Raw genomic sequence first — 13,431 nt, 5'->3', positions numbered from 1 at the left:
CAGGCTGCACACGTTCTTGCCAAGATCAATTCCAAGTACAAAAATCGACATCGGTCCGTTCCTCTCTACCTCAAATACAGAGCAATCCTATCGGATCGCTCCGGAGAGGGGCGGGCCATCCCATAATCACATTGAAAACGCTTCGGGAATCCTCAAACCGATACCTGAGTCAATTCGTCCACACGGCCTAGAGGCTTAGTTAATTTTACCTTCTCCTTTGACTTGCCTCGAATTGCGCCGCCTGTGCTGTGCACTTGATTATCCTTTTGCTCCCTGGCCACGCGAATAAATGTCCTCATAGCGGATGATGTCATCTTCCCCTAGATAGGCGCCGGTTTGAACTTCTATCAGGATCATTGGCAATTTTCCTGGATTCTCCATCCGGTGAACAGCACCGAGAGGGACGTATATCGATTGGTTTTCGGTGACTAGGCTCACAGATCCGTCCACGGTCACCTTGGCGGTTCCAGAAACGACAATCCAGTGTTCGGAACGATGAACGTGGCTTTGAAGCGATAGAGCAGCGCCTGGGTTCACGACAATCCGTTTCACTTGAAAGCGATCTGCGAGAGCCAGCGTCTCGAACCAACCCCACGGACGATGATCACATAGAAACGTCTCCGCTTGTTTGGCGCCGCGTGCTTTCAGTTTTTCGACCGCTTGCTTCACATCCTGGGCTCTGGAGCGATCGGCAAGCAAAACAGCATCGTTCATGGCAACAGCGATGATGTTTTTCACGCCAATGCCGACCAGCGTAAGTCCATCGCTATCCGATCGCAGCAAGCAATCCTCGCAATCGATCGACATGACATCGCCGGTGGAGCTCACGCCGTCATCGTCAGCCTTGAGTTCCTGGCTGACCATTTCCCAACTTCCAAGATCAGACCATCCTGAACCGTATGGCACTACCGTGAGATTAGGTGCATGCTCCATGATGGCGTAGTCAATCGAGATCGATGGTATCTTGGCCCAGGCTTTGGGGCAAAGCCTGAGGAAGCCGAGATCGGGCTGGGCGTTGGCAACTGCCTGTTTAGTAGGAGCTGCGACGTTCACTGCAAATTGGTCAAAGGCTTTCAGGATGGTGGAAACCTTGAAAAGGAATATACCCGCATTCCATAGGAATGTGCCCGCTTCAAGCATAGCTTCTGCGTCATCTTTGTTCGGCTTTTCTATGAAGCGTTTCAGATCGATGGGCCGATTGTTTTGAGGTGAACCGGCAATTTGCAGCCAACCGTAGCCAGTTTCCGCACTGGTTGGCTGAATACCAAAGGTTACGATTTTTCCATTTTTTGCACTTTCTACGCCCGTTTCCACCGCATTACGAAAGGCCTTGGTGTCCGATATGACATGATCAGCAGGAGCGACCAGCATGAGTGCTTCAGGATCTCTTTCAGAAAGATACAAGGCTGCGGCCAGCACAGCGGGCGCGGTATTTTTTGCTTCCGGCTCGATCAGGATCGCCCCTGGGTCCAAGCCTATCGAAGATAATTGCTCGGTCACAATGAAGCGATAATCGGATGACGTTATTGTTATTGGCGCAGAATAGCCAGTTCCGGAGAGCCGCTTGGCGGATGCTTGAAACAGGCTTTCGGAGCCGATAACTCGTGCAAATTGCTTAGGATAAGATTTGCGGGAGAGAGGCCATAAACGGGTGCCGGAACCACCAGCAAGGAGCAAAGGGGTAATCACTCGATATCTCCGAATGAATTGATTTCACAATTGGAACTTCGTTTTGTTTGAATATTCTGCTGCCATTCTTATCTATAAAATGCAAATGTTTCATTGGATTTTCCCCGGTTTGATGGATGCTTTTTCGATTGTGAAGGAGTGTGTTTTCATGCCGAGAACGAGGAATCCGTAACCTGCGGATTTCAGGGAAGAATTCATCGCGCTGGCCAAGGCCGGTCACAGTGTTGAAAGCCTTGCGCGTGAGTTCGAACAGTGTATTGCGACGATCCATGACTGGGTTAAGCAGGTAGAGATTGACGGCGGAACACGCGATTACGATCTGACCAGCGCTGATCGGGAAGAGCTCCGGCGGCTGCGTAAGGAGAACCGTCAGCTTCGAACGAAGCGCGATATCCTTTTAAAGGGTGCGGCCTGGTTTACAGCGAATGGGGTGACGTTCGTATTCATGACCGTAAATCAGGCCGTGTATCCTATCGAGACCATGGCGTAGACCCTAGGCGTGTCACGCAGCGACTTCTATGCGAAGAGCGGCCGATCGCTATCGGCCCGTTTTATGGCCGATGGCGATCTGATCCAGCGGATCGGGCAGATCCGCTTTGAAAGAAACTTATGGAGCTTCGCGTATCCATGTTGAATTGGTAGAGATCGGCATTCCAGTCGGTCGCAAGCGGGTCGAACGGTTGATGAAATCCGCAAGCTTGAAGGGTGTCAGTCGCCGCTGCGGAACGCGAACCACTATCCGCGACGAACAGCTGCGGCCGGCCAGCGATTTGGTCGACCGGAACTTTTATGCCCGTGAACTCAACGTGCTTTGGGGCGGAGCCATCAACTATGTGCCGACCTGGGCAGGCTTCCTGTATATGGAAGCGGTGATCTTCGACGCCTTCAGTCGAAGGATCTTTGGGTGGCCAATAGGGCACAACCTCAAGGCCCAGTTGCTCAAACAAGATATAATCAAGGGTGTTGCGACGACCGGTTGAATCTGCCCAATACACGTCAGCGGCCTTTGGCCTGCGATGCAAGGTAGCTGGCGTTCGACCGTCCATGGGCTCAGTCGGGAAGTTTATAACACGCCATGTGCGAGAGGCCGAGCCAGAACGCGTTTGCAGGGGGGACGGCTCCAAGCTAAATAGAAACACACCAACGAATTGGTCTCGGGCAGGTCGAACCCGATTAATGGATATTACCCGGCATCCTAGCTAGATTCGCAAAGCATAACAACGCTCACCCCCCGTCATCAACCGAAAGCAATGCTGACGATGCCAAATCGAGCGAGTTACGACTAACTTGTCGAATAGGCTCAATTTGCGGTTAAGTGCCACAGATACCTCGAGTCGGGTCAAGGAAATTATCGTTAACGGGAAATAGGGTTTGTGTAACTTCGCGCCAGCCAAGCCTGACCGTCGACTGGATCGACCAAAGCGAAACCGCGACACAATCTTGCGTTGCTCGCCACGAGCATTCTGTCGCTAGAATTGCAGCTTAAAGGCGTTCATTTTCATGCTCTCTTTCGAATTCCTACGTTCCGCCTACGACCATGCCCTGGGACGTCCGAAGACAGCCCTGCCGACCCGCTATCATTATATTGATGTGGTAGGGCATTCCCTTGCCAAGCGCGGCATCACCCTCACCCGCCTGGGTCAACATGCGGTGATCCTGAAGGATCTGCAGAAGGGCAAGGAACTCATCGTGGTCGTACGCTATACGACCGACCGGGATCTATATTTAATCGCTCTCCGAAAGAACACCCACAGTGCTCGCCTGGCCTATCTCATCGACGACGACTACTGGACTATGCTCGAAGACAACGGCTTGCGGGAAGACTATCGAGCTCGCCTCGCATATTTCCTGGAGCGGTACTTTGCACGCCTGCGCCCCATGCTGGATGCGGTGGTTGCCCCGAGCCAGCAAATCCTCGCCCGCTTGGCCGACTTCGAGGGTGTGCATATGGAGCCCCCCCATCTTAGCCCCTCAAGCGACCTGGGACACTTTCAGGACCCCGACCAGATCCGCATTGTGTTTCTGGGTACCAGCACCCATGGTGCGGACTTCCGGAAAGTCGCCCCGGGCATCGCAAATGCACTCAAGCAAAATCCCCGACTGCACCTCACCACGCTGCTGGGCAAGCGGGGAGGGGAACTGATCGCGCCCGGACCACAGGTAACCCATCTGGACGACATGTTCTTTCCACGCTTCCAGAGTTGGCTGCCGCGCCAGCGGTTTCATATCGGCCTTGCGCCCTATGAACCGAACCCCGTCAATGACGGCCGCTCCAATCTGAAATTCCATCAACACGCCCTGGTCGGAGCCGCAGGTCTCTATTCCCGCACCAAGCCGTTTTTGGAGTGTGTAGAAGATGGTTGGTCCGGTCTTCTCCTGGATTATGACCCGCGAGCATGGGGGGAGGGGATCTCGACCCTGGCGACTGAACCAAATCGGATCCGTACCTTGGCCGCAAACGGGGCCGATGCCGGCCGGGTCCTCGGCGCGCATGACGTCTGTGCCGAAAAATGGTTGGGGCTTCTTTAGGCCCGGCCGCTAGTCGCTCTGTCCCCCCTGTCTCTTTTTGAGATTTGGCACTGTCTGGTAGCGAAGGGGAGCTCGTCTCCCCCTCCGCCATGGGCAGCACCCCGTTTGGGAGCAAGGGACCGCTCCACTTGGTTATCAACCTGAAAAGTTGCTTGAGCCTACCACGAGCCCGCACGACATGGACAGGAGCTTTACAAGGCCATAGATCATCAATAGTTGCGATCGCAGCATGGCTTGCCACACTCGATGCTTCTCCCTACTTCGTGTTTGAAGCGACCAACGGATGCGATGAACGCCTCATGAAGGTTCTGGATGAACGCGGTATCGCTTATGTTCGTGTCAATCCGCTCCAGGCCCGCGAAAGTGCACGAGCCCTCGGTGTTCTTATCAAGGTCGACAAGGTCGGTACCTGCGTCCTTGCCCAGATGGGTCAACGTCTGTTACTCGCAGTCACCAGACCCAGGAACCGAACAGGAAGCGTCTTGCCGATTTCCCGCGCCGCCGCAAGCAATTGCTCGAAACCCGAAAGGCCGAAAAACTGAACCGGCACAGCGCTGGCGAACCGGAGTTGCTCCGAGGTATCGAGAGCATAATCGCCATCCTCGACAAACGCATCGGCAAGTTGGACAAGTTCCATCTTTTTCGAAGATGCCCACCTCGACCTTCCAATTGGCGAGGGGTATACGGTTAATGAAAGACGAGTCTTTGGACAGGATACGAGAATGCGTTTTCTAGAGAATTTCATTTCCAAGAAAAACAAAATCGCAGATGCCTCGACACTTGACGGTTATGAAGCCAGGGAACCAAGTCTTCAGAATGCGATCGATTTGATTCCTGGCTGGAACCACGCATTTCCGCCCGAGTTCAACGTGACCGCAGGCCCTGCACCGTTTTACGCCGACGACCGTATCCAATGGATGATCAACGAACTCGGTGGCGTTGCGAACTATAACATTCTTGAACTTGGCCCGCTGGAAGCATCACATACGGCAATGCTCCAAACCCAGGGGGCCGCTCAAATCGATGCCATAGAAGCACATAAGATGGCTTTTCTGCGCTGCCTAATTGTCAAGGAAGCGCGTCGATTGGATCGCGCTCGCTTCCATTTGGGAGACTTCACTAAGTGGTTGGAAAGCACCCCTCATCGATACAATCTGATCGTCGCATCCGGTGTGCTCTACCACATGGCGGATCCTGTAAGTTTGCTTGAGCTTATGGCCACTCACACAGATCAGATTTATCTCTGGACCCACTATATCGATGACATGGAAATGCCGTTGGGAGATCTGCGGCGCACCCCCTTCTCCGGCGCTGTCAAAACCTTCAGGTTCGGTGATCGGGAAATTCGCCTTCATTCACGAAGTTATTTCAAAGCTTGGGAAACCAAGACCTTCTGCGGCGGCCCGGAAGACGGGCATCATTGGATGGAAAAGAACGACATACTCCATGTCTTGCAGTCTTTGGGGTTCACATCCCTGAAGATTGCCCACGAATATCCGAATCACCCTAACGGCCCCTCGTTCTCAGTCCTTGCGCAAAGGCCAAACGGTACTTCGTCCCAGCCCTGATTTTGCCCCAATGGCAGAACATCATTCACGCCAATAATGCGGCCTGCATACCTGACATAAAGCGAAGGGTTCCCGTTTCATGCTATTCAATATTGAGCATGACCAAGGCTATGCTATCCAAGGCTACTTTGTTCCAGATGGGTTTTCCGAGACGGCAACGATTGCAGTATACAGCAAAGAAACCCTTTTGGCCGAAATTCCTTGCACTCAGGTCCGCGAGGCAGTGCTGCAATCGAGACGACACGACACAGGTGAAATCGGCTTTCAACTTGATGAAACGCTGATCCCCAATCTGCAAGCGTACTCAGACTTGTCGATCTTCGACAGAAAAACGGGGATCTTGATCTATCAAAGGTTCAACGACGCGTATCACGTCCCTCTGAAGCTTTTTCGCATGGAATTCAGTCTCTTGCAGGATATTCGCATCGACAATTTCGTACGCCCCTATTTCCAATACCATGCAGCAAAGATAGACAACTATGGGCATGAAACGGCTCTGCAAGCATTCCATTTGAACCTGGTCCGCTCGTCCTTCATCAGCGGCCGTCTGATGTTTCGCAACTACGAGCAGTTTTTCGACAAGGATTACCAGGCCATTGCAGCCATTCCCGATCCCTATCAAAACTTCGCCGAACGCCTTGTTCTCTTCTCCCGATTTAAGACAATCAATGAGACGCTAATACCGGAGCGAGACCGCATCCAGTTTTCCATTGTCGCAGACTATTTTGAAGGCCTAGATCTTAAGAACATTAAGGAAATCAAGAATAAGCTAGAGAAGATGCCCAAGACGGTAAGATCACATTTCCGCTCGCCGATTGTCCATCAGCTCGTCTCAACCATGCCCGGTCAAACCATCGACCGATTGTCGGTCCCTTTGGCACTTGACGCTCTGTCGCGCTTCCGCCTCGTGACCCTGGCTGAAACACCAGACAGATATGCGAACGGCATTGCAGCCTTGCTCGGCACGGATGCCAATGCGATCCGTCCCCGGACGATTCACGAGAATATTGTGGGCTTCGCGAGCAAACTCTCCGAAATTCATGTTATTGAAACACTCTTGGAAGAGGATTTAATATTTTATCATTTTTTACAGCAAGCTCTTTCGATGTCGAATGAATTTTCCTTATGACAACCAATGCGCGATGACGACATGAGCTTTGCTGCCAATCACAAGACGAGAGATTCTTTCTCTTCAAAAGGGATCGTCAAGTTCCTTGGGCGGTATACTCCCTTGCCCATCGAGCGCTTGACGGCACACAGGGAAATAAACATCAATGATACGGAGCCAACTGGAGATCGTCCGGTCAAGTTAATATTGTTTTTTATTGTCGTATTCATGCCAATTTTAATTATTTCTTTTTATTATTACATCCTTGCAAGTGATCAGTACGAAACAAAAGCTCGGTTCGTCGTCCGTAGCCTTAGCGACAACGTTCGCACTAGCAGCAAAAAAGGCGCGGGCGCCATTGTCATGGACGCCCGTACCCAGGACGCCTATATCATCCGGAGCTATATACACTCTACCCAGATGCTCAGGGATCTCCGTCAGACCGTCGACCTCGATCAAATTTTCGGGAAGAAAACGATCGACTTCCTATCTCGCAAGGAAGCGAATGCCAGCATCGATGATGATCTGGTCTATTGGAACAAACAGGTAACCAGTTATATCGATGGCCCCTCGGGGATCGTGCTTTTGAGCGTCCGCGCGTTTTCGCCCGAAGATGCAGTGACAATTGCAAATGCGATCATAGAAAACAGCAAGAAGATGATTAACTCCCTCTCGAACCGGACAAGAGACGACCTCATTCAGCGGGCCCTCAAAGAAATCAAAGAGAGCAAAGCCAACTATCAAAAAAGTTTGGCGCGAATAAATGAGTATCAGGATTCCGTGGGCATATTGGATCCTCTGGTGCAGGCAGAGGAGACGGGAAAACTGATAGCAGGCCTGACGATCAAGAAACTTCAGTTAGACACGCAGCTAGCCACTCTTGCCGGGTCCGGAGTTGCGGATTCGCCGATGGTTCGGCTGCTGAAATTGCAGCGGGCCGATCTGGTCAAACAGATCGACGGACTGAAAGGCCAACTGACCACGATTGACAAGGGCCAAGGCGGAACCGAGTCCGTCTCCGACGCCCTCGTGAGCTTCTCACGCCTCCAAACGGATCGGCTGCTTGCCGAGAAGATGTATGAGGCTACCGTCAATACACTTGAACTGCTTCAAGCCGCATCTGCTCGGGACACCGTCTACCTTTCGGTTTTTTCGGACCCAACCTTGCCAGAGAAATCCGAATATCCGCAGCGCGGAACAATTCTTCTCTTCTGGTTCCTCGGCCTGTTCTTCTCCTGGACGACAATCGTTTTGATCTGGGCCTCGGTCGAAGATCATCGGTTCTGAGGAAGGGATCATGATCAGGCTCGAGAACGTTACGAAATTCTACAAGACTCGGTATCAAAAGAAAGTCATTCTCGACAATGTCTCGATCGAATTCGAGCGTGGATACTCCTATGGCCTACTCGGGGTGAACGGCGCCGGCAAATCCACCACGATGCGCCTGCTGGCGGGAGCAGAACTGCCGAACTCGGGCAAGATCCATAAGGACCTTCGCGTTTCCTGGCCGATGGGATTTGCCGCCGGATTCCATCCGATGATGTCAGGTCGAGACAACCTGAAATTCGTGGCGCGTGCCTATGGGCAGGATGTCCGAGCTATGTCGCAGTTTGTAGAGGAATTCGCCGAAATCGGCGACTACATCTACCAACCCGTCAAAACCTATTCATCTGGCATGATGGCCCGCCTTGCCTTCGGCCTCTCGATGGCCGTGGAGTTCGACTGCTACCTCGTTGATGAAATCACGGCTGTCGGGGATTCTCGCTTTCAGAACAGGTGCCGGGAAGCGTTCGAAAATAGGAAAAAGAATTCCGATGTGATAATGATTTCGCATGATATGTCGACCATCAAAAGCTATTGCGAACGGGGCATGGTTCTGGTTGACGGCCGCATGATGGTGTTCGGAGATGTTGAGGATGCAATCCAAACATATTTCCGACTGAATCGTTAGGCAGGCAGATCTCCCTTTTCGCGCTAGTCCCTTCGATTGTCCATAGGACGTGCCCAGTGAACATGAACCATGTTCCCCAAACGAATGAAGACAGGTCGGTAGCCTTGGCTTCCGCCGCGCGAAGCGTGCGAATGCTGACAACAAATCGCATCGCCCTTCATCGAATTGTCGGCCTACGTCCAAGACTATCGGATCGAATTGTTAAATACCTGATCATTCTGAGCTTCTTCGCTTTATTCGTGATACCGAGCACCTTTTCGCTCTTCTATTACGGTCTGTACGCGTCCGATGTTTATGTTTCCGAGGCCAGATTTCTGGTCAGAACTGCAGCATCCGCAATGCCGTCATCGGAAGGCGACAAGGACAGCACCCTGCCGCAGGCGAAAATCGTCCAGGACACACAAGTCGTTGCGAATTACATCACGAGCCGCTCGATCGTCGCCAGCCTGCAGGAGCAGATCTCTCTGGCCAGTCTGTACCAGTCAGAGACCATCGACTTCCTATCGCGACTTGAAAAAAAACCGCATATCGAAGATTTGGTCCGATACTGGGAAGATGTTGTTTCGGTCAGCATCCATCCTAAAAGCGGCGCCATCTCCGTAGCTGTTAAGGCCTTCAGCCCGGAGGACGCCAAACGGGTGATGGATGCGATCGTCACGAACTCGGAAAACACCATTAATCGCCTGAGTGATCGCATCTGGGAAGACGTCCTAAAGGCCACCAAATCCGACCTTGAGAAATCCGCCGCTGCTTTGTCCCAGGTGCGTCTGGCTCTAAGCAGCGCCCAAAACCAACTGGGGGTTCTGGATGTCGACAACACGGCGGAGGGACTGTCGTCGCTGATTGGTCAAATCCGAAAGGATCTGCTGAACCTGCAGGCGCAGGAAAGCACGCTCTCCGCGTCACTAAACGCAGATGCACCACAGCTCTCCTTGTTGAGACTGAAAATCGCATCCAAGCAGGCCCAGCTCGAAGACCTTCGCTCGCAAGTCACCAGCACAACGCCCGAGGTGTCTCCTTTGTCGGAAGATCAGAGAAAGCTCAAGCAGCTCGAGCTTGATGTCTCGATTGCCGAGAAGCGATTTGCAGAAAATTTCGCAATCTATAAAAGGGTACAGCTTCTGAGTAGCCAGCAGATGATGTATCTGGATACCTTTGACCCCCCCACCGTTCCGGAAAGCCCGAAATATCCTAAAAGACTTCTCATTATCAGCCTGACTGCATTCGGCGGACTATTGTCTTGGGGGATTACCACTGCGCTTCTTTTGATGATCCGCAATCGCATCGGCTAGAATGGGAAAAAAGCTAGGGGAAACCATGTCTGCGTCGAGCTTCTCACATACTCCAGCATCTCCGACGGCTAAAGCCATCAGCGAGAAAATCCATGTAGCCCGCGCCGTCATCCTCCGGGACATGCGCACGCGCTTCCTGAACCATGGACTGGGCTTTCTGATCGTGCCCCTCTTTCCATTCGTTCATCTCGTCTTCCTTTTGGTGGCCTATCGGATCAGCGGGCGCCAGACGCCTTATGGCGATAGCCTTAACGTCTACGTGACCACGGCGCTTATCCCGACTCTCACCTTCATGTACGTTTCTAGGTTCATGTCACTCTCTTTGCTGATGAACCGGCCCATGCTAGCCTTCCCAGTCGTGAGGATCCTCGACATCATTTTTGCTCGCGCGTTCCTTGAGGTCGTCGCCGGCATCATATCCACCCTGATGATTCTGTTTTCCTTGATGATCCTGGGCGACAATGTCATTCCACACGATCCGCTGCAGGCGCTCTGTGCGTATCTCGCGACCATCCTATTCTCTCTGGGTGCCGGCATCATCGTTAGCGTGTTTGCTCTATTTTCACCGACTGTCCTGACCGGTTTTGTGCTCATGCAGGTTGCGACCTACATAACCTCGGGAGCCTTGTTCAATTTGGCCGACCTGCCTAGCCCAGTCGCCAACATCTTGCTGTGGAATCCGATTTTGCATGCTTCCGAATGGATGCGGGTCGCTTTCTATGAAGGGTATCCTGACCAGTACTTGAACAAGTCCTATCTTTTGTTCCTCGGCCTCGGCTTAAACGTTATCGGGCTCAGCGCCGAACGTTTTTTCCGCGGAAAACTTTTGGAAGGCTAGACACTTTGTCTTTCTCAATTGACTACAACAGCGAATGTACTCCTGTCGGAGCGTCCATTGCGGTGGGTACGACGATCAAGTGGTGCATGACCGGTGACGACCCGCAAATCATCATCCGGTTTCCGCTCTTCCGCGAAAATTTCCTCGTGTTGGAACTCACCAGTCTCGACGGTCCGATCGAACCGACTATCTATGTTCCAAGGCTTGGTCGTTATGATGAGAGACATGCTCGCAGGTTGCCGGAAGCCGAAAATTTCCTTATTGTTGCTCCGGTCGGCGCCATTGGAAATGTCTGCAAGCTGCGTGTCGATCCGTCTACGGCACCCGGCACCATCACGACCCGCCTGACGACGCATCGCCGCTATGAAGACGTTCAGAAGGCAATTGACACTTTCAACGCCTTAATGTCGTCCAAACATCTGGCCTGCCTTGAGTCCTTTCCCAAGATCACGCTTCCTCTCAAGTCTCTCTTCAGCTTCCGGAAGAAAAAATCTATTCGAGATCGCCTGAGCATAATTTATGACCTTGCGGCGCGAGAAGGCACCGCAGCAAACCGCATAGCACCGGAAGAAATCTGGCTGAGCCTTGTCACGCCTATCTATAATACCCCAGCAAGATATCTTGACGACTTGTACCGCTCCTTCCTCAAGCAGGATATGCCGGGATGCGAGTTGATCCTGTCGGATGACGGGTCTTCGTCACTAGAAACACATGACTGGCTGCGCAGGCACCAGGGGCTTGACCGGCTAAAAATCGTGCAGAACCCCGCAAACGATGGAATTGCGCAGGCGACCAATGCCGGGCTGCGAGCGGCTTCCGGCGGCTGGATCGGGTTCATTGACCACGACGACCTGATTGCGCCCAATGCCCTGAAAGTCATTCACAACGCAATAACCGCACATCGGGATGTGGAGTTCATCTACACCGACGAAGTTATCGTTGATGACACTCTGGAACCAATCACGATCATGAGCAAGCCAGCCTATGATCCAGTTCTTCTGAGTGGCGTGAATTACATAAACCATCTTTCATTATACAGAAGAGAGCTTTTGGAAAGCTTGAGCTTCCTGAGAAAGGGCTTCGACGGATCGCAAGACTACGACCTCCTTCTGCGGTACACGAAGAACCTCCGCGACCACGAGGTTCTCCATATTCCTTACCCAGCCTATTGGTGGCGCCATACCAAAGGCAGCTATTCCCAGAAGTATCTAGAGAAAGCGACCTACAATGCCCGATCATCCCTGAAAGAGGCCTATGGTCCGAGGGATAACGACGTTCAGGTCGAAAAGGCTCTACACAACGACCTGCACCGCGTCTCGTTTGACCTAGCAGATGAAGACCAACCATTCATCTCCATCATCATTCCCAATAAAAATTCCCATTCTCTGATAAGTCAGATCTTATCTGACATATACACAAAAACAAATTACAAGAATTTTGAGGTCATTGTTGTCGATAACGGATCTGACAGCCAAGATGTACTCGGCTTATATGAACATTACGCGAAGAAGCACGATAATTTCTGCGCTGATATTGTCCTGGAAAATTTCAATTTCTCCCGGTCGATCAATCGGGGATTCCGGCTGAGCTCAGGGACACATTTTCTTCTGCTCAACAATGACATTGAAGTCCTCGATCCCGACTGGCTGAAAGAATTGGTATCGTGCCTAAACTATCCGAATGTAGGAATAGTCGGCGCCAAACTTCTGTTCCCAAACGACACTCTCCAACATGCGGGTGTAATTATCGGTGCCTCGGATTTGGCTGGGCACTATTACTACCGCCAGGACGCCAATTTCGGGGGGCCGATGAACCGACTTAAAGTTCGCAATAGCGTGGTTTGCGTAACCGGGGCGGTCATGTTGATTAGCGGTGACTGCAAAAACACGGTCGGGGAACTGGATGAGGCCAATTTCGCAATTGCCTACAACGATGTTGACTACTGCATTCGCGCGCACAGGTCAGGATTTCGGTCCGTCTGGACCCCATTTGCTTGCCTGCGCCATCATGAATCAATCTCACGTGGATCCGACAAGCTTCCGCAGAATCTCGTTCGATTTCAGAAGGAGAAGAACAATTTGCGCGAAATCCATGGAACTCCGCATTTCATGGATCCGACCATCAGCCCGTATGACCCAATTTATTGCAGTCAGAAAACAGCGTTTGACGGCACCCGCCTTCCGAGCCCCCGGCACTGGTTCCACCCCCCCTCGCCGGACGAGCGCGGAACACTGGCATCAGAGTCGACCCATCCTGCCCCAAATGCACCGAACCATACCTGAACAGAGCCCCCTTTGGCCGGACCCGCCTAAGAGTCGACGCCATTAGGCTCATATACGGGAGGATCATGTGAACGGAAGACTTCCCTCAGATAGCAATGGAAACAATATTGCATTTCGTAAATATCGTATACAAATCCATCGACAGCATCCCATTTTTTCTCCCAACCCCAACCC

Annotated in this window: 11 protein-coding genes and 1 pseudogene; 10 read left to right on the top strand and 2 right to left on the bottom strand. The window is 52.2% G+C overall.

Annotated features, from left to right (window positions below; translation table 11 throughout):
* Nucleotides 1-258 precede the first annotated feature (258 nt).
* Complete coding sequence (locus HK439_RS25660) at nt 259-1,689, bottom strand: mannose-1-phosphate guanylyltransferase/mannose-6-phosphate isomerase (protein WP_190294349.1); 1,431 nt, start codon at nt 1,687-1,689, stop codon at nt 259-261.
* A 187-nt stretch (nt 1,690-1,876) separates the two neighbouring features.
* Here HK439_RS25660 and HK439_RS27405 point away from each other — a divergent pair.
* The 3 genes and pseudogenes from HK439_RS27405 to HK439_RS25645 all read left to right on the top strand — a co-directional run.
* Nucleotides 1,877-2,179, top strand: a pseudogene (locus HK439_RS27405) (hypothetical protein); the annotation flags it as partial.
* Nucleotides 2,180-2,285: 106 nt separating this feature from the next.
* Nucleotides 2,286-2,669, top strand: a complete 384-nt coding sequence (locus tag HK439_RS25650) for an IS3 family transposase (protein WP_190294348.1) — start codon at nt 2,286-2,288, stop codon at nt 2,667-2,669.
* A 520-nt stretch (nt 2,670-3,189) separates the two neighbouring features.
* Nucleotides 3,190-4,218, top strand: a complete 1,029-nt coding sequence (locus tag HK439_RS25645) for a hypothetical protein (protein ID WP_190294347.1) — start codon at nt 3,190-3,192, stop codon at nt 4,216-4,218.
* 430 nt (nt 4,219-4,648) lie between these two features.
* On the opposite strand, the gene HK439_RS25640 is transcribed toward HK439_RS25645, so the two are convergent.
* Nucleotides 4,649-4,855 (bottom strand): hypothetical protein, encoded by a 207-nt coding sequence (locus HK439_RS25640; protein WP_190294346.1) that lies wholly within the window; start codon nt 4,853-4,855, stop codon nt 4,649-4,651.
* An 85-nt stretch (nt 4,856-4,940) separates the two neighbouring features.
* On the opposite strand from HK439_RS25640, the gene HK439_RS25635 reads away from it, so the two are divergent.
* From HK439_RS25635 to HK439_RS25605, 7 genes are all read left to right on the top strand, one after another.
* Nucleotides 4,941-5,786 (top strand): class I SAM-dependent methyltransferase, encoded by an 846-nt coding sequence (locus HK439_RS25635; RefSeq protein ID WP_190294345.1) that lies wholly within the window; start codon nt 4,941-4,943, stop codon nt 5,784-5,786.
* 79 nt (nt 5,787-5,865) lie between these two features.
* The gene (locus tag HK439_RS25630; protein WP_190294344.1) at nt 5,866-6,915 is read left to right on the top strand and encodes a hypothetical protein; all 1,050 of its coding nucleotides are present in this window, start codon (nt 5,866-5,868) and stop codon (nt 6,913-6,915) included.
* A 6-nt stretch (nt 6,916-6,921) separates the two neighbouring features.
* Entirely contained in the window at nt 6,922-8,181 is a 1,260-nt protein-coding gene (locus HK439_RS25625) for a hypothetical protein (protein WP_190294343.1), read from the top strand.
* Nucleotides 8,182-8,191: 10 nt separating this feature from the next.
* The gene (locus HK439_RS25620; protein ID WP_190294342.1) at nt 8,192-8,845 is read left to right on the top strand and encodes an ABC transporter ATP-binding protein; all 654 of its coding nucleotides are present in this window, start codon (nt 8,192-8,194) and stop codon (nt 8,843-8,845) included.
* Between the two features lie 131 nt (nt 8,846-8,976).
* Nucleotides 8,977-10,137 carry a hypothetical protein gene (locus tag HK439_RS25615; protein ID WP_190294341.1) on the top strand — a complete coding sequence of 387 codons (1,161 nt, stop codon included), beginning with the start codon at nt 8,977-8,979 and terminating at the stop codon, nt 10,135-10,137.
* Between the two features lie 25 nt (nt 10,138-10,162).
* Nucleotides 10,163-10,975 carry an ABC transporter permease gene (locus tag HK439_RS25610; RefSeq protein WP_190294340.1) on the top strand — a complete coding sequence of 271 codons (813 nt, stop codon included), beginning with the start codon at nt 10,163-10,165 and terminating at the stop codon, nt 10,973-10,975.
* Between the two features lie 62 nt (nt 10,976-11,037).
* Nucleotides 11,038-13,257 (top strand): glycosyltransferase, encoded by a 2,220-nt coding sequence (locus tag HK439_RS25605; protein WP_190294339.1) that lies wholly within the window; start codon nt 11,038-11,040, stop codon nt 13,255-13,257.
* Nucleotides 13,258-13,431 lie beyond the last annotated feature (174 nt).

Origin of the sequence: Roseibium aggregatum (assembly GCF_014692675.1) — a bacterium.
In the GTDB taxonomy this organism is placed as follows: Bacteria; Pseudomonadota; Alphaproteobacteria; order Rhizobiales; family Stappiaceae; genus Roseibium; species Roseibium aggregatum_C.
Note: the sequence above shows the minus strand (reverse complement) of the source record. Positions and strands in the feature narration are given on the sequence as shown.